This window comes from Aliiroseovarius sp. B-4, from assembly GCF_056857795.1.
Genome location: NZ_JBSXNV010000041.1, coordinates 85,005 through 106,788, shown reverse-complemented (window position 1 = coordinate 106,788; position 21,784 = coordinate 85,005). Strand labels below are relative to the sequence as shown.

17 protein-coding genes are annotated in these 21,784 nt (G+C 59.3%); 10 read left to right on the top strand and 7 right to left on the bottom strand.

Translation table 11 applies throughout. The features are described from left to right. The 3 genes from AC13C8_RS15970 (at position 1) to prfB (ending at position 3,987) form a co-directional block, all read left to right on the top strand. Positions 1-1,659, top strand: a complete 1,659-nt coding sequence (locus AC13C8_RS15970; protein WP_091429710.1) for an alpha-amylase family glycosyl hydrolase — start codon at positions 1-3, stop codon at positions 1,657-1,659. Next, positions 1,660-2,769 (top strand): ABC transporter ATP-binding protein, encoded by a 1,110-nt coding sequence (locus AC13C8_RS15965; protein WP_482848280.1) that lies wholly within the window; start codon positions 1,660-1,662, stop codon positions 2,767-2,769. 90 nt (positions 2,770-2,859) lie between these two features. Then, positions 2,860-3,987 carry a peptide chain release factor 2 gene (prfB, locus tag AC13C8_RS15960; protein WP_091429714.1) on the top strand — a complete coding sequence of 376 codons (1,128 nt, stop codon included), beginning with the start codon at positions 2,860-2,862 and terminating at the stop codon, positions 3,985-3,987. On the opposite strand, the gene AC13C8_RS15955 is transcribed toward prfB, so the two are convergent. Continuing rightward, a complete protein-coding gene (locus AC13C8_RS15955; RefSeq protein ID WP_177179379.1) occupies positions 3,988-4,734 on the bottom strand; it encodes a lytic murein transglycosylase in 747 nt (248 codons plus the stop codon). Positions 4,735-4,995: 261 nt separating this feature from the next. On the opposite strand from AC13C8_RS15955, the gene AC13C8_RS15950 reads away from it, so the two are divergent. Continuing rightward, positions 4,996-5,784 (top strand): DUF2189 domain-containing protein, encoded by a 789-nt coding sequence (locus tag AC13C8_RS15950; protein WP_091429718.1) that lies wholly within the window; start codon positions 4,996-4,998, stop codon positions 5,782-5,784. 90 nt (positions 5,785-5,874) lie between these two features. Here AC13C8_RS15950 and AC13C8_RS15945 read toward each other — a convergent pair whose 3' ends face one another. The 4 genes from AC13C8_RS15945 to bcp form a co-directional block, all read right to left on the bottom strand. Further along, positions 5,875-6,387, bottom strand: coding sequence for a bactofilin family protein (locus AC13C8_RS15945; RefSeq protein ID WP_091429720.1), 513 nt, complete (start codon positions 6,385-6,387; stop codon positions 5,875-5,877). Then, positions 6,377-7,681: a DUF5930 domain-containing protein gene (locus tag AC13C8_RS15940; protein ID WP_091429721.1), complete on the bottom strand. Its 1,305-nt coding sequence runs from the start codon at positions 7,679-7,681 to the stop codon at positions 6,377-6,379. Before AC13C8_RS15940 ends, AC13C8_RS15945 begins: the two co-directional genes overlap by 11 nt. A gap of 203 nt (positions 7,682-7,884) precedes the next feature. Next, on the bottom strand, positions 7,885-8,757 hold the full coding sequence (locus AC13C8_RS15935) for a ferritin-like domain-containing protein (protein ID WP_482848278.1): 873 nt from the start codon (positions 8,755-8,757) through the stop codon (positions 7,885-7,887). Then, a complete protein-coding gene (gene bcp / locus AC13C8_RS15930) occupies positions 8,754-9,236 on the bottom strand; it encodes a thioredoxin-dependent thiol peroxidase (RefSeq protein ID WP_245744683.1) in 483 nt (160 codons plus the stop codon). The genes AC13C8_RS15935 and bcp overlap by 4 nt, the downstream gene beginning before the upstream one ends. Positions 9,237-9,353: 117 nt before the next feature. On the opposite strand from bcp, the gene AC13C8_RS15925 reads away from it, so the two are divergent. The 5 genes from AC13C8_RS15925 to lpdA all read left to right on the top strand — a co-directional run bounded on the left by AC13C8_RS15925 (position 9,354) and on the right by lpdA (position 17,710). After that, positions 9,354-13,019: a hypothetical protein gene (locus AC13C8_RS15925; RefSeq protein WP_482848277.1), complete on the top strand. Its 3,666-nt coding sequence runs from the start codon at positions 9,354-9,356 to the stop codon at positions 13,017-13,019. A 60-nt stretch (positions 13,020-13,079) separates the two neighbouring features. Continuing rightward, positions 13,080-14,141: a tRNA preQ1(34) S-adenosylmethionine ribosyltransferase-isomerase QueA gene (queA, locus tag AC13C8_RS15920; protein ID WP_482848275.1), complete on the top strand. Its 1,062-nt coding sequence runs from the start codon at positions 13,080-13,082 to the stop codon at positions 14,139-14,141. 101 nt (positions 14,142-14,242) lie between these two features. Beyond that, a complete protein-coding gene (locus AC13C8_RS15915; protein ID WP_091429730.1) occupies positions 14,243-15,490 on the top strand; it encodes an MFS transporter in 1,248 nt (415 codons plus the stop codon). A gap of 70 nt (positions 15,491-15,560) precedes the next feature. Continuing rightward, a complete protein-coding gene (locus AC13C8_RS15910; protein WP_482848274.1) occupies positions 15,561-16,151 on the top strand; it encodes a DUF924 family protein in 591 nt (196 codons plus the stop codon). A gap of 149 nt (positions 16,152-16,300) precedes the next feature. Next, positions 16,301-17,710, top strand: coding sequence for a dihydrolipoyl dehydrogenase (gene lpdA, locus AC13C8_RS15905; protein ID WP_482848272.1), 1,410 nt, complete (start codon positions 16,301-16,303; stop codon positions 17,708-17,710). 71 nt (positions 17,711-17,781) lie between these two features. Here lpdA and AC13C8_RS15900 read toward each other — a convergent pair whose 3' ends face one another. Both AC13C8_RS15900 and AC13C8_RS15895 read right to left on the bottom strand, forming a co-directional pair. Beyond that, on the bottom strand, positions 17,782-18,210 hold the full coding sequence (locus AC13C8_RS15900) for an SRPBCC family protein (protein ID WP_091429736.1): 429 nt from the start codon (positions 18,208-18,210) through the stop codon (positions 17,782-17,784). Beyond that, positions 18,203-18,526: an ArsR/SmtB family transcription factor gene (locus AC13C8_RS15895; RefSeq protein WP_482848270.1), complete on the bottom strand. Its 324-nt coding sequence runs from the start codon at positions 18,524-18,526 to the stop codon at positions 18,203-18,205. The genes AC13C8_RS15900 and AC13C8_RS15895 overlap by 8 nt, the downstream gene beginning before the upstream one ends. A gap of 361 nt (positions 18,527-18,887) precedes the next feature. On the opposite strand from AC13C8_RS15895, the gene uvrA reads away from it, so the two are divergent. Then, positions 18,888-21,770 (top strand): excinuclease ABC subunit UvrA, encoded by a 2,883-nt coding sequence (gene uvrA, locus AC13C8_RS15890; protein ID WP_482848269.1) that lies wholly within the window; start codon positions 18,888-18,890, stop codon positions 21,768-21,770. Positions 21,771-21,784: the final 14 nt, after the last annotated feature.

The following is a 21,784-nucleotide window of genomic DNA, read 5'->3' as shown; positions in this document are numbered from 1 at the left end:
ATGAATGCTACTGTCGCGAAATGCGATTTGACCTATCTGGACAAACGGGCTGACTGGTGGCGCGGCGCGGTGATCTATCAGATCTATCCGCGCAGCTTTCAGGATGACAGCGGCGATGGGGTCGGGGATCTGCGTGGGATCACGCGCCGCTTGCCCTATATCGCCAGCCTGGGCGTCGATGCGATCTGGATCTCGCCCTTCTTCACCTCGCCGATGAAGGATTTCGGCTATGACGTGTCCGATTATCGCGACGTGGATCCGATGTTCGGCACGCTTTCTGATTTCGATACGCTGGTTCAAACCGCGCATGGGCTGGGTCTGAAAATTATGATCGACCTTGTGTTGAGCCACAGCTCGGACCAGCACCCGTGGTTTGTCGAAAGCCGTGCGGATCGCGACAATGATAAAGCCAACTGGTATGTCTGGTCCGACGCCAATCCGGACGGAACGCCGCCCACCAACTGGTTGTCGATCTTTGGCGGCTCGGCCTGGACGTGGGACGCGCGGCGCTGCCAGTATTACATGCACAACTTCCTTGTGTCACAGCCCGACCTGAATTTCCACGAACCCGCCGTGCAAGAGGCATTGCTGGACGTGGCGCGCTTCTGGCTGGAACGTGGTGTGGATGGCTTTCGGCTGGATACGATCAATTTCTATACCCATGATGCCAAGCTGCGCGACAACCCCCCGCTGCCACCTGAAAAACGCAACGCTTCGATCGCGCCTGCGGTGAACCCCTATAACCATCAGGAACACCTTTACGACAAAAACCGTCCCGAAACGCTGGACTTCCTGCGCAAGCTGCGCGCGGCGATGGACCCCTATGGTGCCGCCGCCGTGGGCGAAGTTGGCGATGCCCAACGCGGGCTGGAAATCATGGGCGAATACACTGCCGGGGACGATCTGGTGCAGATGTGCTACGCGTTCGAGCTGCTGTCGGGCGATCGTCCGGATGCGGCCAGCATTGCCGATCTGATGGATCATGTCGCGCGAGTGGCCAAGGATGGCTGGGCGTGCTGGGCCTATTCCAACCATGACGTGATGCGTCATGCAAGCCGCTGGAACCTGACCGAAGACGCACAAAAACTGTTTGCGACGCTTCTGATGTGCCTGCGCGGTTCGGCCTGTATCTATCAGGGTGAGGAACTGGGGCTGACCGAGGCAGAGCTGTCCTTTGATGATCTGCAAGACCCTTACGGGGTCGAGTTCTGGCCTGAGTTCAAGGGCCGCGATGGGTGCCGCACGCCCATGGTTTGGGAGGCGTCGAACAGTCAGGGCGGCTTTACAACAGCCGTCAAGCCGTGGCTTCCGGTCGCGCCCGAACATCTGCGCCATGCGGTGGCTGTGGCCGAGCAGGATGAGACATCTCTGCTGCATCATTACCGCCATGTCATCGCTTTGAGAAACGCCCATCCCGCGCTGGCACACGGGGTGATGGAGGCACTGCTGATCGACGGCAGTGCCCTGAGCTTTTTGCGCCGGACCGAAGATCAAACGCTGTGGTGTGCGTTCAACCTCAGTGACGAAGATCAGGCCGTCACGATGCCGGACGGCAATTGGTGCGTGGTGGATGGTGCGGAAACCGCCGTGACGGGTGGGGCGTCTTGCGTTCTGGGTGCGTGGCAGTCGTTGGTGATGAAACCCGAGGGGGACAAGTAAATGGCCGATCTGAAACTGACGGATGTCGTGAAGACCTACGGCAATGTAAACGTTCTGGGGGACATCAACCTCGACATCAAGACCGGCGAACTGGTCGTATTCGTCGGCCCCTCGGGCTGCGGCAAGTCCACGCTTCTGCGCATGATTGCAGGGCTTGAAAAGATCACCGATGGCACGCTGACCATCGACGGCCAGGTGGTCAATGACGTGCCGCCCAGCCAGCGGGGGATCGCGATGGTGTTTCAATCCTATGCGCTTTATCCGCACATGACTGTGCGCGATAACATGGCATTTGCCCTGAATATCGCCAAGAAACCGAAGGCCGAGATAAGCGCGGCTGTCGATAAAGCCGCCAAGGCCTTGCAGTTGGAACCCTATCTGGACCGTCTGCCCAAGGCATTGTCGGGTGGGCAACGTCAGCGGGTGGCCATCGGACGGGCGATCGTGCGCGACCCCAAGGTCTATCTGTTCGATGAACCGCTCTCGAACCTCGATGCAGCTTTGCGTGTCGCGACAAGGATCGAGATTTCGCAGCTGAAAGAGGCGATGCCCGACAGCACGATGATCTATGTGACCCATGATCAGGTCGAGGCGATGACGCTGGCCGACCGTATCGTGGTGCTGGCCAATAAAGGCATCGCGCAGGTCGGCAGCCCGCTGGAGCTTTACGAACGTCCCCGCACCGAGTTCGTGGCGCAGTTCATCGGCTCGCCCGCCATGAACCTGCTGCCCGGCAAGATCACCGCAACCGGCGCACAGACCGAGGTGACGCTGGACGCAGGCGGCGTGGCGCGCACCGATATTGCTACGACCGAGGCCGATATGGGCAAGCAGGTCAATCTTGGCATCCGGCCCGAGGATTTCGTGCAGACAGACGGTGACGCGATTTTCACCGGCAGGGTCGAGATTGTCGAGGCATTGGGCGAGGTCACATTGCTTTATATCCCTTCGGAAATGTCGGTGGGCGAGGGGGCGGATAGCGCCAATCAAACCCACCTGATCGCCAAGGTGCCCGGCATCCATGCTGATCTGAAGAACAAGACGGTGAAGCTGACCGCCGACCCGTCGAAGCTGCAAATTTTCCATGACGGCGTGACGATGCGGGGATAACCCTTTCGCCTGTCCGCACGCGGCCACGTCTTGCCCATCCGCGCCCCTGTTGATATTGCGGGGGCAGGTTTTCGGACAAGGGACGCACCGATGCGGGCAGAGGCTCAGAACAACGTTGACGCAATCGAAAAATCCCTGGCGCTGTTGCGTCAGCGGATCGGTTGGGACACGGCGGAACATCGGTTGGAGGAATTCAACGCGATGACCGAAGACCCGGATCTGTGGAACGACCCGGACCGCGCGCAAAAGCTGATGCGTGAGCGGCAGGGGCTTCTGGATTCTGTCAACAGTTACAAAGCTATGGCGCAGGATCTTCAGGACAATATCGACCTGATCGAACTGGGCGAAATGGAGGAGGATGCCGAGGTTGTCGCGGATGCCGAAGCCGCGCTGGCCAAGCTGACCAAGAAAGCCGCCGCCGCCGAGCTTGAGGCGCTGCTGGACGGCGAAGCGGATGCGAACGACACGTTTCTTGAGATCAATGCAGGTGCCGGCGGCACGGAAAGCTGCGACTGGGCGTCAATGCTGGCGCGCATGTATGTCCGCTGGGCGGAAAAGCAGGGCTATAAGGTCGAATTGCAATCCGAAACCTCGGGCGATGAAGCCGGCATTAAATCCGCCGCCTACAAGATTTCCGGGCACAACGCCTATGGTTGGCTGAAATCGGAAAGCGGTGTGCATCGTCTGGTGCGTATTTCGCCCTATGACTCGGCGGCCAAGCGGCACACCTCCTTCAGCTCGGTCTGGGTCTATCCGGTGGTGGACGACAATATCGAGATCGAGGTGAACCCATCCGACATCCGCATCGACACCTATCGGTCGTCCGGTGCGGGTGGGCAGCACGTGAACACGACCGATTCTGCGGTGCGGATCACCCACATCCCGACCGGCATTGTGACCACCAGTTCGGTAAAGTCTCAGCACCAGAACCGCGATATCGCCATGAAAGCCCTGAAGTCGCGATTGTACCAAATGGAGCTGGACAAGCGGAACGAAGCGATCAACGCCGCCCATGAAAACAAGGGCGACGCGGGGTGGGGCAACCAGATCCGGTCTTATGTGCTGCAGCCTTACCAGATGGTGAAGGACCTGCGCACCGGGCACGAAACCTCGGACACCAAGGGCGTGCTTGATGGTGATCTGGATGCGTTCATGGCCGCCGTTCTGGCGCAGGATGTGGCGGGCAAATCGCGGGCCGAGGCCAACGCGGACGAGTGATCAGCCGTCGATCCGCGCGGCCATGATCGCAATCGCCTGCTGATAAACGGTTGCCGCATTCCATTGCCGGATCACTTTGAAATTGGTCTGACCTTCCTGATAGCCTTTGCCCGGTTTCCAGCCCTTTTTGCGCAGGAAATTCGCGGTCGAGGCCAGCGCATCGGCAAGGTTGTAAAGATCGACCCGACCATCGCCGGAGGCATCCACGCCGTAATTATAGGCATTGCCTGGCAAGAACTGCGTGTGGCCCAATTCACCGTGTTTCGCGCCGCGTGTGTTGGCCGTGATCGTTCCCCGATCCACCAGTTTCAGCGCCCCAATGGCATGGGGGGTGAAAAACTGCGGGCGGCGGCAATCATAGGCCAGCGTGGTGATCGCGGACACCACCGGCGTATCACCCATAAAGCCGCCAAACCCGGTCTCCATCCCGTGGATGGCCAACAAGACACCGGCAGGCACGCCATAGGCTTTTTCAAGCGCCTGATAGAAACCCGGATTGCGCGCCTTGCGTTTGCGGCCTTGGGCCACAATCGTGTCGGCTCCACGCACCTGCATGAATTTTGACAGTGAGTATTTGAAAGATTTCTGATTGCGATCAGCGCGGATGGTCGAGCTTGAATATTGCGCGGCGGCCAGCGCCTGTAACCCACGCTGTCCAACCCCTGCCGCCTTGGCGTCCTTGGCAAATGCGGCCTTCCAGCTTTCGAACCCGCTGGCGTTATTGCCGCAGGTGGCACCAATGGCCATGCCAGTGCCCAATGTGAAGATAAATCCGGCTGAGGTAAGCGTTCTGAAAATAGACATGAAGAAAATCCTTCGTTCGGTTCTTTCAATAGTATGATTTTTACCTTGTTGGTAAAGGCTTTGCTTGCGTGATGCTGGTGCTGAACAGTGCGATGTGGGGGGAACCCGACGTTTAACACATTCAGAAACTTGACGGATCGTGCGCTAGTCGCAACACTCATTCCACGCGCGAAAGCAGAATAACCACAGGCGCATGGAGGTGATATGTCTGACTCAACTCATTTGGAGGCCTCTGCGCCGCCGAATATCGAAATCATCGGCTTCAAAGATGTCATTGCGGCGTTGAAAGCGGGGATGCGGGACTTTTCGCGCGCACCAGCCTTTGGACTGTTTTTCGCAGGTTTCTATGTGATCATGGGGATCGTGATATATCTTCAGCTGGACGTTCTGGACCAAAGCTACTGGATCATTCCGGTTGCCCTGGGGTTTCCACTGCTGGCCCCGTTCCTTGCGGTTGGTCTGTACGAGGTCAGCCGGCGCTTGGAGACCGGAGAACCACTGGACTGGGCACAGGTGCTGGGGGTCGTGTTCAATCAGAAAGATCGGCAGTTTCCGTCCATTGCCATGGTGATCATCATGATCTTCATGTTCTGGGTGTTCGTGGCCCATCTGGTGTTCGCGATCTTCATGGGGCTGGAGCCTCTGACCAATATCACCTCGAACTGGCAGGATGCGCTTTTGAACCGAAACGGCATCACGATGATGGTGGTGGGCACGGCGGTCGGAGCGGTGCTGGCGTTCTGTCTGTTTTCGTTGACCGTGACCAGCCTGCCGCTGCTTCTGGACCGCGAGTTGGATTTCATCACCGCGATGATCTTTTCTTTCCAGTCCGTGCTGCAAAATCTGGTGCCGATGGTGGGTTGGGGGCTTATGATTTCGGGTCTCATGCTGCTTGGGATGTTGCCGTTTTTCCTTGGCTTGTTCGTGGTGCTGCCGGTTCTGGGTCATGCCACGTGGCATCTTTATCGTCGCGTCATGAGCTTCGAGGATTAAGCGGATCGTCAAACGCCCTCGTTAGACAATGCGCACAAAATTGAAGGCCGCCCATTGGGCGGCCTTGTCGGGTCCACAGTAGGAACCAGATCAGCTGTTGCCTGATTTCGGCGTTGCCGGAGCTTGCGGTGCGGGTTTTGCGCCACCCAAAGGATCGTCCTGACGTTGCACGGAGCCTTCGAAATGTGCACCGCTTTCGATGGCGATGGTCTTGTGGATGATGTCGCCTTCCACACGGGCCGATGAGGTCAGGCGCACTTTCAAACCGCGCAGACGGCCAATGATGCGACCATTGATCACAACGTCATCGCCGATGACTTCACCCTTGACGGTGGCGGTTTCGCCAATGGTCAATTGATGGGCGCGAATGTCACCTTCGACGGTGCCTTCAACCAGAATGTCACCTGTCGACTTGATATCGCCCTTGATGACAAGGTCCGAGGACAGGGTGGATACCGGCGGCTTGACTTTTGCGGCTGCCGATGATGGTGCGGGTGGAACGGCCGGGGCAGAGGAAGTTGGCTTGTCAGCCTTTGCCTCGGTTTTGGTTTCCTTGTCACCGGTTTTGGGGCCGGGTTCATTGATCCTGCTTTTAGAGAACATCTTTTGCTGCCTTGATATAGACCATCGGGTTGATGGGCTTGCCACCGACGCGCACCTCATAGTGAAGATGCGGTCCGGTTGATCGCCCGGAGTTTCCAATATCACCAATTCTATCCCCGCGCGAGACCCTTTGTCCCTTTTGTACATTTAAGCGCGATTGATGGGCATAACGCGTCTCGATACCAAACTCGTGCTGGATCTTGACAAGCCGCCCGTAGCCTGAACTCCAGCCGGCGCTGATCACGACGCCGTCCGCAGGGGCATAGATCGGGGTGCCTATAGGGGCCGCGAAATCCGTGCCATTGTGCATACGGCCCCAACGCGATCCAAAGCCCGAGGTAAAACGGAACCCATCTTTCACCGGCATCCCAAATGGCATCTTCTGCGCGGCGATGCGATACAGGTTCATCTTGTCCAATTCGCTCAGGATATTGTTGGCGCGTTCTGCATCCGGGTCGGGGCCTTGACCACGTGTCGACAGGATCATCGGCGTCAGCGGACCACCCTGACCGGAATAGCCACGACGGACCTGATCAAGGATACGATCGACCGACATGCCTGACTTGGCGAACATTTTGTCCAGCGGTTCCAGTGAGATCGTCACGGCGTCCTCAAGCTGGCGGAAAATCTGATCGTTACGCTCGTCACGCAAGCGGGCCTCGTACAGCATGTTCTGAGCAAACTGTTCGGCTTCCACGGCATTCTGCGCGACAAGGTCACGCTCGGCGGCGGTGCGCGACAGCTCGGATGTCAGAAAGGCAAGCGTCGTATCGGCTTGAACGGGGGCTGCACCAGGCCGACCTGTGGCCTGATCCTCCTTGGCCTCGGCCAGCATAGTTTCAAGGCTATCTTTGGCGTCATCACGCTCACCCATCGTGCGACGCAATGTGGATTGGATCACCCCGATGCCCGTCTCGAACTCCTTGCGGCGCTCTTCCGATGCCAACAATTCGCTTTGCATCTCGGAAATCTCGCCAAGCGCGAGGTTGAACCGTTCCTGCGCGGCGGCGGCTTCGGCGGCGCGGGCGTCGCGTTCTTCGGACAGGGTTTGCAGACGTTGCTCATACAGTCGTTTATCGCGCTGCGCCTGATCGCGCATGTTGCCGGAACCGATGGAATCCATCAGCAATACAGCGGTGGCAATAATTGACCAGGCAATGAACGCGGCTGAGCCAGTCCAGCCAAGTGCCTGCGTCAACGGAGACAACCGGATAAACCGCGTGCCCGTTTCGGACCGCAGGAACAACCGCTGTTCCGGGAATACGCGTTCTAGTAGGTGGTTAACCTTATACATCAAGCTGATATGCAAGTCTGAAGCCCCGAATTCATCCCTTTGATCCCTTGTCTGCGGGCAGTCCAGCTTCTCGTGGCGACCCCCCTCAGACCCGAGGTGATTAACGCGGGTGATACTTTCACGCAAGGAATTTTGAAATTCCTCAACAATTGTCGTGGTTTCGAGCGAGATTTTGCCGACGGGTGCCGGATCAGCGATGCGGATCAGTCTGGCGTGCCGCGTGATTGGGTTGCGGTTCTTTCGGCCAGAGGCCAGTAAAAATCAGGTGGCAATCCTGCTTCGGCGCGCTTTTCTTCGTTAAAGGGCGGCTTCAGTGCACCGCGGAAATAGGTGCGCACAAGGCCGTGAAATGTCTCTTTCGGGTCCAGCTCGTGACGCCCGCAGAGAAAGTGGAACCATTTCGATCCATAGGCGACATGACCAACCTCTTCGGCATAGATCACCTTGAGGGCGGCCACCATGTCGTCCAGTTTGGCGCTGCGAAAAACCTCGATCATGCCCGGTGTGACATCCAGCCCGCGTGCCTCAAGCACCATGGGGACGACGGCGAGCCGCCCCAGAAGATCGCCCGCTGTATCCTCGGCGGCGCGCCACATGCCAGCATGGGCGGCCAGCGCGCCATAGTGACTTCCCAATGCTTCAAGACAATCGCTTACAAGATTGAAATGTTTTGCTTCTTCGTCCGCTGCGTTCACCCAATCGTCATAGTAACCCAGCGGCATCGGCGTGTCGGTGAACCGCGCGATGATGTCCCAATGCAGATCGACCGCGTTCAGTTCGATATGCGCGACAGCGTGCAAAAGCGCGATCTGACCCTCGCGGCTGCCGGGGCGGCGGCGGGGCACGTCGCGCGGGTCTTTCAACTCGGGCCTGTCAGGGCGGGCGGGGAAATCAGGCGGTGTGGCCGCCCCAATGATCTGATCGCGGTTGGTCAGCGGTGCGATGATCGCACCGGCTTGGCGCGCCGCGAACCATTCGGCTGCGTGTTTGCGCGCCAGCGCGGTCTTTTCGCGTCCGTCTGCCGTACGCAACACCGCATCTGCCATTTCGGCCAATGGGCGGGACAGGCCCGTCATTGATTGACCAATGCCCGCGTGGCCGCCAGAACCTCGTCCGCATGGCCTTTTACCTTTACCTTGTCCCAGACCTGCACAATCTTGCGGTCAGGCCCGATCAAAAACGTGGCGCGGGTGATGCCCATATACGTGCGACCATAGTTCTTTTTCTCACCCCAGGTGCCGTAGCGTTCACAGACATCACTGTCGGCATCCGACAGAAGCGGCACGCTGAGCTCCTGCTTGGTGCGAAAGTTCTCGTGCTTTTTCAGGCTGTCTTTCGAAACACCGAAAACCTTCGTGCCAAGCGCCCGAAATTCGGGCAGAAGGGCCGAGAAATCAAGCGCCTCGGTGGTGCAGCCGGGCGTGTTGTCCTTTGGATAGAAATACAGCACCACCGGCGCCGGGGCGAGTTGTGACAATGCCACGGGCGCTCCGCCATCCTGTGGCAGCGTGAAATCCGGCGCAATATCGCCTGCCTTCAGCATGTTATCCGTCATTCTCTTGGCATTCCCTGTGCTGTGTCACTAGTGTTTCCTGAACTTTCCTTCTATGCCGTTTCGCATCAGGATGAAAGGCACGAGGCCGCGCGGCCAAAGGGCATCTGGGCGATCTGCATGGACAAAGACGACAAGCCAACGGGACAAGAGGACGCCGACGAGGTGCGCCCCGTCCGTGATGGTGACATGTCGTCCAAGCATGTTGACCCGGTCGAACCGGATGCCGAGGATGAATTGTCGGTTGATCGGGCCGGTGAAAGCGTGACAGACGGCGGTGCCTCGAATGACCGCGAGACGGATGAGAGCGACCAGGACGACGCCCCGGAAAATGCCCCCCCGGCGCAGGACGAGTTGGCTGCCCCCGATGAGACAGAGGCGGATTCAGCAGCCTTGGTCGCCACCGCCCGGTTCCCGCGTCGGCGCAAGGCCAAAGGGTTGGAGAAACACGAGGTTCCCCCTGAATTGAGGGCGCGTCGTCGCAAACGGCTGAAATGGCATTTCGGCATCTGGTCTTTCGTGATGATTGCCATGGCGGCGCTGTTTCTGGCGCTCTTGTCAATGTCGGTGACGGGGCATGTCTTTGTCCTGCCGAAATGGGCAACCGAACGGATTGAACAGAAGATCAACAGTCAGACAAATCGTGTGAAACTATCCCTGTCTCAGGTCGAACTGGGCGTGACACGGTTGGGTCTGCCACGATTGCGGCTGGTCGATCTTGGTGTGCGGGATGAAACCGGGTTGGAGATCGGGCGGTTGAACGCGGTCGAAGGGTCGCTGTTGTTGCGGCCTGTCCTGTCTGGCCGGGTCGAGCCTGCCAGCCTGTCCTTGCGCGGCGCACAGATCACCATTCGGCGCAGTCGGGACGGTTCATTTGACCTGAGCCTGGGTCAGGGGATCGGAGCGAGCGGCGATCTGGCATCGGTTCTCGATCGCATCGACACCGTGTTCACAACCGGCATATTGGCCAAGTCCGAACGCATAACAGCTTCGAACCTGACCATCACGCTCGAGGACGCGCGGACGGGGCGTTTGTGGCAAGTGACCGATGGAGCCCTGACCATCAGCCAAACCGCGCAAGAAGTTGATATGACGCTGTCTTTCGACGTGTTCAACCAAACCGAGGAGCTGGCCGAAACGGTGCTTGGCTTCCGCTCGGTCAAGGGCAGTTCCGCGGCGCGTCTGACCGCGACGTTCAAGAATGCGCGTGCGCGTGACATTGCGGCGCAGACCCCGTTGCTGACATTTCTGGGACTGGTCGACGCCCCGATTTCCGGGGCGCTGCGAACCGTGATTGACGAAACCGGGCAGGTGTCAGGGCTGGCGGGCACCCTGGAATTTGGCGCGGGCAGCCTGTCGCCGGATCCAGCGGCCAAGCCCGTGGAGTTCACCGGCGGCAAAGTCTATCTGGATTATGACCCGGAGCGCGAGCGCATGAATTTCGCGCAAGCCTCGCTGCAATCTGACTGGGGCGAGATACAAGCCGACGGGCATTCCTATTTGCGCGGATGGTCCGGGGGCTGGCCGACTGAATTGCTGGGGCAGTTGAATGTCACCCATGCACGGATCAGCCCGCCGGATGTGTTTGAAAGCCCGCTGACGCTCGGGCAGGGGTCGGCTGATTTCCGGCTGAGCCTCAATCCGTTCCGGGTTGATGTGGGGCAGTTTGCGATTACCCATGATGGCGCGCTGGCGACGGGCACTGCGCGGATCGGCATCGGCTCTGAAGGTTGGTCGGTGGCGATCGACGCTGCCGCCGATCAGATCAGCCCCGAACAGGTCACGGCCTTCTGGCCGTTGACCAACGGCCAGCGCACTCGCGTCTGGGCGCGGGACAACGTGACCAAGGGGCGGTTTACCGATGTATCCGTTGCCTGGCGGAAAGAGCAGGGCATCCCGGCGCACACGGCGCTGAGCGCGGCCTTTGACGGCGTGACCGTGCGGGCGGTCAAGGAAATGGTGCCCATCGAGAACGCGTCGGGCCAGTTTACCATTGATGGGCGGCGCCTTGTGGTCACGGCAGATCATGGTGTGCTGCGCCCGCTGGATCGGTCGGGAAAGGTTGTCGGTGTGTTGGATGCTGCTGGCACCAGTTTTGTGATCCCGCAGATGGCGCGGCGACCCGAAGACCCCTCGGCGCCCCGTCCGCCAGTGCCTGCCTGGGTGGATCTGTCTGTCACCGGCCCGCTGAAAGCTGCGCTGCATTTGCTGGATGACAAACCGTTTCGCATTTTCCGTCAGAACCCTGAAGGAGCAATTGGACCGGATATGGCCAGCGGACGCGTTGCGCTTGGCGGGCGGATCGACATTGCGATGCAGCCCAAGGTGCCCCGCAGCGCCATCGACTATCGCCTGGCAGGCACACTGAGCACCGTCAAAAGCGACACCATCGTAAGCGGGCGGCTGCTGGAGTTGCCCCATGCCGATCTGGCCGTCAGCACGGAAGGCGTCAGTATCAGCGGGAAGGGCCGGTTGTCAGGTGTGCCTGTTACCGGAACGTGGGCGCAAACCTTCGAAGCGGGAGCGTCATCGGGCCGTTCGACCGTTACTGGCGAGATGACGTTGGATCAGGCCTTTCTTGATGCGTTCTCGATCGGGCTGCCAAAGGGCAGCGTGACCGGATCGACGACAGGGAATTACGAGATTGTCCTTGCGCGCGGTGAAGCCCCACGCATTTCGCTAGAGGCATCTCTGGGCGGTGTTGGTCTCAGCATTTCGGCACTTGGTTGGTCGAAGTCGCAAGGGAGCAAAGGATCGCTGAGCCTGTCTGGCAAGCTGGGGTCGGCCCCTTTGATCGAAGAGCTCAAGTTGCGCGCGCCGGGACTTGACGCCAATGGCAGCGTCATCATGGCCGAAGGCGGTGGGCTGGTCGCCGCGCAGTTCGACCGGGTGACGTTGGGCGGATGGTTGGATGCACCCGTGACCTTGACCGGGCGTGGCGCGGGGCAGCCGGTGTCAGTCACGGTCAAAGGCGGGACCGTGGACATGCGCAAGGCCACATTGGGGTCCGGCAAAGGCGGCGGTGCCGGCGGGCCGCCTGTGCCCATTTCGCTTCTGCTGGACAGGCTCATCATATCGAAAGGGATTACAATCACCGGGTTCGATGGCGATTTCACCCAGACAGGCGGTGGGTTGAACGGCACGTTTCGCGGCCAGATTGACGGTGGACCAACGATCAGTGGCACCGCCGCACCCCAACCCAAAGGCACGGCGTTTCGGCTGACCAGCAAGAATGCAGGGGGTGTTCTGCGGGCCGCGGGAGTCCTGAAATCTGCCCGAAACGGCGATATGGAGTTGATCCTGGCCCCCGGCGGCAGCAAGGGCGTTTATGACGGCAATCTGAAGATCAAGAACATTGATGTGCATGATGCGCCCGCAATGGCCGAACTGTTGTCGGCGATTTCCGTGGTTGGCCTGTTACAGCAGTTGGGAGGGCAAGGCATTCCCTTCACCGACGTGGATGCGCGGTTCCGGTTGGACCCCGACAAGGTCACGGTTTACGAAGGGTCTGCGACAGGCCATTCCATGGGCATTTCGATGGACGGGTATTACTTCCTTGGGTCGGGGCAAATGGACATGCAGGGCGTGATCTCGCCGTTCTATCTGGTGAACTCGGCCGGGCGCATTTTCGCGCGCAAGGGCGAAGGGCTGGTGGGGTTCAACTATACCCTCAAAGGCACCGCGTCTGACCCCAAGGTGGGGGTCAATCCGCTGTCCTTGTTCACACCGGGCTTTTTCCGCGACATTTTCCGCCGCAACCCGCCACCGCGACCGCAAGCAGAATGATCGGCCGCGATCCGTAGGAACCCGTTGACGCGGACGGACAAGCCGCCTACACGCGCCGCCATGAAGCTGAGTGATTTCGATTTCAATCTTCCAGACGCGTTGATCGCGACGCGCCCTGTGCGGCCGCGCACGGCCAGCCGTTTGCTGGTGGCAACGCCGGATCAGATCACCGATGCCCATGTCAGCGATCTGACCCGTTGGCTGAGCCCCGGCGACCGGCTGGTTCTGAACGACACGAAGGTCATTCCCGGTCGGCTGTTCGGCACCCGCACACGGGCCGGGCAAGCCCCGGGTGAAGGGGTCGCCAAGATCGAGGTGACGTTGTTGTCGCCAGACAGCGCCGGACAATGGCACGTGATGGCGAAACCTCTGCGCAAGCTGCGCGACGGGGATGTCATCATCTTTTCGGATGATCTGTGCGCCCAATTCGTCGGGCGGGACGGCGAACAGGCGGTGATCTGCTTCAACCTTGAAGGCGCGGCGTTCGACGCCGCGCTCGCCGCCGCGGGGAACATGCCGCTGCCGCCCTATATCGCCGCGAAACGCGCGGCGGATGCGCAGGACAACGAAGACTATCAGACGGTGTTTGCCCGCCACTCGGGTGCGGTGGCTGCGCCGACCGCGTCGCTTCATTTCGACGATGGATTGCTTGACCGAATTGCTGCGATGGGCGTCGGGCTGACCCATGTCACGCTGCATGTGGGGGCGGGGACGTTTCTGCCCGTGAAAGTTGATGACATTGCACAGCACAAGATGCACGCGGAATGGGGCCGGGTCAGTACGGTCGCCGCGCATGAGATCGAGGCGACCGTCGCAGCCGGGGGCCGGATCATTCCGGTCGGCACCACCGCGCTGCGCCTGATCGAAAGTGCAGCGACAGCACCGGGCAAGATCCGCCCCTGGCAGGGGGACACGGACATCTTCATCACGCCCGGCTTTCGGTTCAACATCACCGATGGGCTGATGACCAATTTCCACCTGCCGAAATCAACCTTGATGATGCTGGTGTCGGCGCTGATGGGAACAGACAGGATGCGTGCGGTCTATGATCACGCCATCGCGCACCGCTATCGCTTCTTTTCTTACGGCGACAGTTCACTGCTTCTGCCCAGTCAGCCATAAAGGCAAAGTCGGGCCGGTGCCGGACGCTCACATGTCGCGAAATGTCGGTGGTCTGACACAACGGCTTGCTAAACTGACCATAACGCAAACAGGAGATCTCCATGCTACAAGTCTTGTCGAGCTCTTGGGCGCTGCTTCTTGGTATGATGCTGCTTATGGTGGGCAACGGTGTGCAGGGCACGCTGTTGGGGATTCGGGGCGGGCTTGAGGGGTTTTCGACATTCGAGCTATCGCTCGTAATGTCGGGTTACTTCGCGGGCTTCCTGTTTGGGTCGCGCATGGCACCGATCATGATCCGCAGGGTGGGCCATGTGCGCGTCTTTGCGGCGCTTGGTTCGTTTATCTCGGCGGTGTTGATCCTGTATCCCACCTTTACCGACCCATGGGCCTGGACCGCTTTGCGCGTGATCGTCGGCTTCTGTTTCTCGGGCGTGTATGTCACGGCGGAAAGCTGGCTGAACAACGCGGCTGACAATGAAAACCGTGGCAAGGCGCTGTCGCTTTACATGTTCGTGCAGATGGTGGGCATTATCGCCGCGCAGGGCCTTCTGGTGATCGGCGATCCCGGCGGGTTCATCCTGTTCATCCTGCCCTCGGTGCTTGTTTCGATCGCCTTTGCGCCCATTCTTTTGTCGGTGAACCCAACCCCGGCCTTTGAAACGACAAAGGGGCTGAGCCTGCGGGAACTCTTCCATATCTCGCCCATGGGCTGCGTGGGATTCATGCTATTGGGGGGCGTGTTTGCCGCCCAATTCGGCATGGCGTCGGTCTTTGGTCAGCAGGTTGGCCTGACGGTGGGACAAATTTCGGCCTTCGTGTCGGCGCTCTATATCGGCGGGTTGGTGCTGCAATATCCCATCGGCTGGATTTCAGACCGGATGGACCGGCGTGTGCTGATCCTGATTGTCACTGCAATCGCCGCCGCGGCGGCTATGTTGCCGGTTGTGTTTGGCACCCGATACGAGCTTCTTCTGCTGGCTGCGTTCTTCCTTGGTGGGATGACGAACCCGCTTTATGCGCTTCTGCTGGCCTATGTGAATGACTTCCTTGAACCTGACGACATGCCTGCCGCCTCGGCTGGTCTGATCTTTATCAACGGGATGGGTGCGATTGCCGGTCCTGTGGTCACAGGTTGGGTCATGGGGGTGATGGGACCGCTTGGGTTCTTCGGCTATATGGCGCTTTTGTTGGTGGGTTTCCTGATCTATGGCCTGTGGCGCATGACCCAACGGTCCGGTCCGGCACCCAAAGACACGGGTGCCTACATGACCATGTCGCCAGCCGCCTCGCCGGTCGCTGTGGATATGGCACAAGAGGTCTGGGCCGATGAGGCGGAAGAGGACGAGTAGCCTTCCACCTGCGTCCAGCCTTGAACTGCTTCCCACACCCGTTAGGGTAAAGAAAACGGGAGGCGCAACCATGAGTGAACCGCACGAGATCATCACGTTCTGGATCGACGAGGTTGGACCGAAGGGCTGGTATGAAGCGTCGGACAAGCTGGACAACACGATCCGTAAACGGTTCATGGCAGATTACGAGGCTGCGCGGGATGGCACATTGGATGGCTGGCGCGATACCCCGCAGGGGGCATTGGCGTTCCTGATCCTGACGGATCAGTTCCCGCGCAACATGTTTCGTGGCGATGCGCGATCTTTTGCGACCGATCCGGCGGCACGGACCTGCGCGGATCATGCAATCGCTCGCGGGTTGGACATGCAGATACAAATACCCGACCGGCAGTTCTTTTACCTTCCCTTCATGCACAGCGAAGCAATGGAAGACCAGGACCGCTGCATCGCGCTGATGGCCGAACGGATGGCTGACACGCCGGGGCAGGGCGACACGCTGCACGCGCGTGTCCATCGAGCGATCATTGAACGCTTTGGACGCTTTCCTTACCGCAACGACGTGTTGGGGCGCGACACAACGGACGAAGAACGCGTATTTATCGAAGACGGCGGATACACCGCGCTTCGCAAGAAGTTCGAAGCTAGGGAAGGAAAAGCATAAGCGTCGTGGGGGCGTTCATACGACCATCCCCTGAAGGTCCCAACTGTGCTGGGTTTCGCCCAGCGACTAGCGGGTCTTCCCTGGCGTCATTGATCCGTTGAACTAAATAGTTTAGTGCCAAACTATCTTGAAGATGAGGAGGAGTCCCTATGGCGGGAAAGGCTTTTGATACGGTTGTGGTTGGCGCTGGACCCGGTGGTTACGTGGCGGCAATTCGCGCGGCCCAGCTGGGCCAGAATGTTGCCATTGTCGAACGCGAGCATCTGGGCGGCATCTGCCTGAACTGGGGCTGTATCCCGACCAAGGCGCTGTTGCGCTCGGCCGAGGTGTTTCATTTGATGCACCGTGCCAAGGAGTTTGGTCTGTCTGCGGGCAAGATCGACTATGACCTGCCCGCCATTGTAAAGCGTTCGCGCGGTGTGGCCGCGCAACTGTCTGGCGGCATTGGTCATCTGATGAAGAAAAACAAGGTGACGGTCTTCATGGGTGAGGCCTCGATCCCCGCCAAGGGCAAGGTCTCGGTCAAGACCGATAAAGGCACCGAGGAACTGACCGCCAAGAACATCGTTCTGGCCACGGGCGCGCGCGCCCGCGAATTGCCGGGGCTGGAAGCTGACGGCGATCTGGTCTGGACCTATAAGCACGCGTTGAACCCGCCGCGTATGCCGAAAAAGCTGCTGGTGATCGGATCGGGTGCCATTGGCATCGAATTTGCCAGTTTCTTCAACACTCTGGGCGCGGATACGACTGTGGTCGAGGTGATGGACCGCGTGCTGCCCGTCGAAGACGCCGAGATTTCCGCCTTCGCCAAGAAGTCCTTCGTCAAGCAAGGCATGAAGATCATGGAGAAAGCCATGGTCAAACAACTGGACCGCGCGCCTTCCAAATCCGGGGGCGGCAAGGTCACGGCCCATATCGAGGTCGGCGGCAAGGTTGAGAAACATGATTTCGACACCGTCATTTCCGCCGTCGGCATCGTCGGCAACGTGGAAGGGCTGGGGCTGGAAGCGTTGGGCGTCAAGATCGACCGCACCCATGTAGTTACGGACGCGCATTGCCGCACGGGTGTGGACGGCCTCTATGCGATCGGCGATATCGCCGGGGCGCCGTGGCTTGCCCACAAGGCCAGCCACGAAGGTGTGATGGTGGCCGAACTGATCGCGGGCTTGCACGCCCACCCGGTGAAACCAGAAAGCATCCCCGGCTGCACCTATTGCCACCCGCAGGTCGCCAGCGTCGGTCTGTCGGAAGCGAAGGCGAAAGAGCAGGGGTATGAGGTCAAGGTTGGCCGCTTCCCCTTCATCGGCAACGGCAAGGCCATCGCCATGGGCGACCCCGAAGGCATGGTCAAAACCATCTTCGACGCCAAAACCGGCGAGCTTCTGGGCGCTCATATGGTTGGCCCGGAAGTGACCGAGATGATCCAGGGCTACGCGGTCGGCAAAACGCTGGAAACCACTGAAGAAGAGTTGATGCACACGGTCTTCCCGCACCCGACAATCTCGGAAAGCATGCACGAGGCGGTGCTGGACGCCTATGACCGCGTCATTCACATGTAAGGCAGAAAGGCCGGGTCATTGCCCGGCCTTTTTGCATCGTGCTTGGGTGGTCTGGCAGGCCTGACTGCCTGTTAGCCCAGCACCTCATCCAGTTTGGCAAGGATCGCGGACCAACCGCCATTGTGGTTGTCGCGGCTTTCTTCGGACGGGAAACGGATGTGATGCAGGCGCAGGTCGGTGCCTCCGTCTTTCGGTGTAAGATCCAGCGTGACGATCGATTCTTCGGCGGTGCTAGCAGGCGATTCCCAAGTGAATTGCAGCCGCTTGGCGCGATCAATGATCCTGTATTCACCTTCATGTGGCAAATCGCCTGCTTCCGGCACCCGCATGATGATGCTGAAACGCCCCCCGACCGTGGCATTGACGCTTGCGTCAGGCACTGTGACGCCCGCGCCGGGGATCATGAATTTCACAAGCATTTTCGGGTCCAGCCACGCATCGAACACGCGTTCGGGCGGGTAGGGGATGTGGCGGGTGATTTCGAGGGATAGATCAGTCATTGTCGTCCTCCTTCAAGGCAGCTTCGAGGGCATCCAGCCGCAGCGCCCAGATCGAACGCAATTCGGCAAACCAGTGATCGATGGCGGAAAGCGGCCCCATCTGCACTTCGATCAAGTGCTCGCGCCATTCGGTGCGCCGGGTCGCCAGTCCACAGGCTTCAAGCACTTTGATGTGCTTTGAGACCGAGTTCAGGCTGATGTCAAAATGACGCGCGATGTCTGTGACACGCATTGGACCTTCTTGTGCCAGCAAAGTCAGGATCGCACGGCGATTGACGTCCGATGCTGCCTTGAGAACGGCGCTGATGTGGTCCATGTCATTTCGTTCAACCATATGGGTGAATAACATCTGCGACGGTATCAGTCAACCATAAGGGTGAATGACAGGGCGCAACTGGCAAACGATAACCTCGGGCGACAGCATTGCACGGCCCATTTTTCTCGAGCCCATCATGGTTCCAAAATGTCTTGCTGCTATCCCGATGGGCAATTGATCTGGGATATTGATATCGCCGTATTCAGATCAACGGCTGAGTCGAATGATAATTCAATAAACAGAATCTGTGACGACAGCGGATGAGCGGTGATTGCAGATGTTCCGCAAATGTTCTAACTTTCCGATTGTCCCGCCGCGCGGTTTGGCCTAACCGTTAAGCAATTGTGAACTGGGGGTCAGAATGGCCGAGTTGAAAGAAATTCAGGTTCGTGGCGCGCGCGAGCACAACTTGAAATCCATCGACGTGGATATTCCGCGTGATCGGCTCGTGGTGATCACGGGGCTGTCCGGCTCGGGCAAGTCGTCGCTGGCGTTTGACACGATCTATGCGGAGGGGCAGCGGCGCTATGTCGAAAGCCTGTCCGCCTATGCGCGCCAATTCCTTGATATGATGCAGAAACCGGATGTGGATCACATTGCGGGTCTGTCGCCTGCCATCTCGATTGAACAAAAGACGACGTCCAAGAACCCGCGTTCGACCGTCGGCACCGTGACCGAGATTTACGACTATCTGCGCCTTCTGTTTGCCCGCGCGGGCACGCCGTATTCGCCTGCCACCGGCCTGCCCATTGAGGCCCAGCAGGTGCAGGATATGGTTGACCGAGTCATGCAGATGGAGGAGGGCACGCGCGCCTATCTGCTTGCCCCCATCGTGCGCGACCGAAAAGGCGAATATCGCAAGGAATTTCAAGACCTTCAGAAGAAGGGTTTTCAGCGCGTCAAGGTGAACGGAGAGCTGCACGAGCTTGATAATCCCCCCACGTTGGACAAGAAGTTCCGCCACAATATCGACGTGGTCGTGGACCGCGTGGTGGTGCGCGAAGGGATGGAGCAACGGCTGGCCGACAGTTTCCGCACCGCGCTGGATCTGGCCGATGGCATTGCCCTGCTGGAAACGGCGCCGAAAGAGGGCGAGCCGGAGATTTTCACCTTCTCGGAAAACTTCGCCTGTCCGGTGTCGGGGTTTACCATCCCGGAAATTGAACCGCGCCTGTTCTCGTTCAACGCGCCGTTCGGGGCGTGTCCGGTATGTGACGGGTTGGGCAAAGAACTGTTCTTTGACGAACGCCTTGTCGTCCCCGATGCGACACTGCAAATCTATGACGGTGCGCTTGCGCCTTGGCGTAAGGGCAAGTCGCCCTATTTCCTGCAAACCATAGAATCGATTGCCCGCCATTACGAATTTGACAAGAACACGCCGTGGAAAGACCTGCCCAAGCATGTGCAGCAGGTGTTCCTCTATGGTTCGGGCGAGGAAGAGATCAAGTTTCGTTTCGACGAAGGCGGGCGGGTCTATGAGGTCACGCGCCCCTTCGAAGGCGTCATTCCCAACATGGAACGCCGCTATCGCGAGACGGATTCGAACTGGATTCGCGAGGAATTTGAACGCTATCAGAACAACCGGCCTTGTGGTGCATGTGGCGGATATCGCCTCCGCGACGAGGCGCTTGCGGTCAAGATCGGTCCAGCCAAAGGCACGCCCGAGCAGCGCCTGCATGTGGGGCAGGTGGTCCAGATGTCGATCCGCGAGGCATTGGCTTGGGTCGAGGACGCGCCAAATCATCTGAGCGAACAGAAGAAAGAAATCGCCCGCGCCATCCTGAAAGAAATCCGTGAACGTCTGGGTTTTCTGAACAATGTCGGTCTGGAATACCTCACGCTCAGCCGCAACTCCGGCACGTTGTCGGGCGGGGAAAGCCAGCGGATCCGGCTGGCCAGTCAGATTGGCTCCGGCCTGACGGGGGTTCTTTACGTGTTGGACGAGCCATCCATCGGGTTGCATCAGCGCGACAACGGGCGGCTTCTGACCACGCTGAAAAACCTGCGCGATCAGGGCAATACGGTAATTGTTGTCGAACATGATGAAGAAGCCATTCGCGAAGCGGACTATGTCTTCGATATCGGTCCCGGTGCGGGTGTGCATGGGGGTGAAGTGATTGCGCACGGCACACCTGACGATATCGCCGCCTGTGCTGACTCGATCACCGGGGAATACCTGACCGGCGCGCGCGAAATCGCCGTGCCGAGCCAGCGGCGCAAGGGCAATGGCAAGTCGGTGAAGGTGGTGAAGGCCACCGGTAATAACCTGCAAGGTGTCACTGCCGATTTTCCGTTGGGCCAGTTTGTCTGTGTGACCGGCGTGTCGGGCGGGGGTAAATCGACACTGACGATCGAAACGTTATTCAAGACCGCGTCGATGCGGTTGAACGGTGCGCGCCAGACGCCCGCGCCCTGTGAAACCATCAAGGGGCTGGAGCATCTGGACAAGGTCATCGACATCGACCAGCGTCCTATCGGGCGCACGCCACGGTCAAACCCCGCGACCTATACCGGGGCCTTCACGCCCATTCGCGAATGGTTCGCCGGTCTGCCCGAAGCCAAGACCCGCGGCTACAAGCCCGGCCGGTTCAGCTTCAACGTCAAAGGCGGACGATGCGAAGCCTGTCAGGGCGATGGTGTCATCAAGATCGAAATGCACTTCCTGCCCGACGTCTACGTCACTTGCGAAACCTGCAAGGGCAAACGCTACAACCGTGAAACGCTTGAGGTGCAGTTCAAGGGCAAGTCGATTGCCGATATTCTGGACATGACCGTCGAGGACGCGCAGAGTTTCTTTCAGGCGGTGCCGTCGATCCGCGACAAGATGGATGCGTTGATGCGCGTCGGTTTGGGCTATATCAAGGTGGGCCAGCAAGCGACGACCTTGTCCGGGGGCGAGGCACAGCGGGTGAAGCTGTCGAAAGAGCTGTCCAAACGTTCGACCGGGCGCACGCTTTACATTCTGGATGAACCGACAACGGGTCTGCACTTCGAAGATGTGCGCAAGCTCTTGGAAGTGCTTCATGAATTGGTCGATCAGGGCAACACTGTTATCGTGATCGAACACAATCTGGATGTGATCAAGACGGCAGATCACCTGATCGACATTGGCCCGGAAGGTGGCGATGGGGGCGGTCGCATCGTGGCGACCGGCACGCCCGAGGACGTGGCGCAAGTCGCCGAGAGCTATACCGGGCATTATCTGGCGCAGATGCTCCTGCCGATGCGCAAAGCGGGCGAGTGATCCACGAAAAAGCC

Excerpts from the sequence above, each read along its gene's own strand:
- AC13C8_RS15970 (WP_091429710.1), top strand. The coding sequence starts at position 1 with ATGAATGCTACTGTCGCGAAATGCGATTTGACCTATCTGGACAAACGG.
- AC13C8_RS15965 (WP_482848280.1), top strand. The coding sequence starts at position 1,660 with ATGGCCGATCTGAAACTGACGGATGTCGTGAAGACCTACGGCAATGTA.
- prfB (WP_091429714.1), top strand. The coding sequence starts at position 2,860 with ATGCGGGCAGAGGCTCAGAACAACGTTGACGCAATCGAAAAATCCCTG.
- AC13C8_RS15955 (WP_177179379.1), bottom strand. The coding sequence starts at position 4,734 with ATGGCCATTGGTGCCACCTGCGGCAATAACGCCAGCGGGTTCGAAAGC.
- AC13C8_RS15950 (WP_091429718.1), top strand. The coding sequence starts at position 4,996 with ATGTCTGACTCAACTCATTTGGAGGCCTCTGCGCCGCCGAATATCGAA.
- AC13C8_RS15945 (WP_091429720.1), bottom strand. The coding sequence starts at position 6,387 with ATGTTCTCTAAAAGCAGGATCAATGAACCCGGCCCCAAAACCGGTGAC.
- AC13C8_RS15940 (WP_091429721.1), bottom strand. The coding sequence starts at position 7,681 with ATGTATAAGGTTAACCACCTACTAGAACGCGTATTCCCGGAACAGCGG.
- AC13C8_RS15935 (WP_482848278.1), bottom strand. The coding sequence starts at position 8,757 with ATGACGGGCCTGTCCCGCCCATTGGCCGAAATGGCAGATGCGGTGTTG.
- bcp (WP_245744683.1), bottom strand. The coding sequence starts at position 9,236 with ATGACGGATAACATGCTGAAGGCAGGCGATATTGCGCCGGATTTCACG.
- AC13C8_RS15925 (WP_482848277.1), top strand. The coding sequence starts at position 9,354 with ATGGACAAAGACGACAAGCCAACGGGACAAGAGGACGCCGACGAGGTG.
- queA (WP_482848275.1), top strand. The coding sequence starts at position 13,080 with ATGAAGCTGAGTGATTTCGATTTCAATCTTCCAGACGCGTTGATCGCG.
- AC13C8_RS15915 (WP_091429730.1), top strand. The coding sequence starts at position 14,243 with ATGCTACAAGTCTTGTCGAGCTCTTGGGCGCTGCTTCTTGGTATGATG.
- AC13C8_RS15910 (WP_482848274.1), top strand. The coding sequence starts at position 15,561 with ATGAGTGAACCGCACGAGATCATCACGTTCTGGATCGACGAGGTTGGA.
- lpdA (WP_482848272.1), top strand. The coding sequence starts at position 16,301 with ATGGCGGGAAAGGCTTTTGATACGGTTGTGGTTGGCGCTGGACCCGGT.
- AC13C8_RS15900 (WP_091429736.1), bottom strand. The coding sequence starts at position 18,210 with ATGACTGATCTATCCCTCGAAATCACCCGCCACATCCCCTACCCGCCC.
- AC13C8_RS15895 (WP_482848270.1), bottom strand. The coding sequence starts at position 18,526 with ATGGACCACATCAGCGCCGTTCTCAAGGCAGCATCGGACGTCAATCGC.
- uvrA (WP_482848269.1), top strand. The coding sequence starts at position 18,888 with ATGGCCGAGTTGAAAGAAATTCAGGTTCGTGGCGCGCGCGAGCACAAC.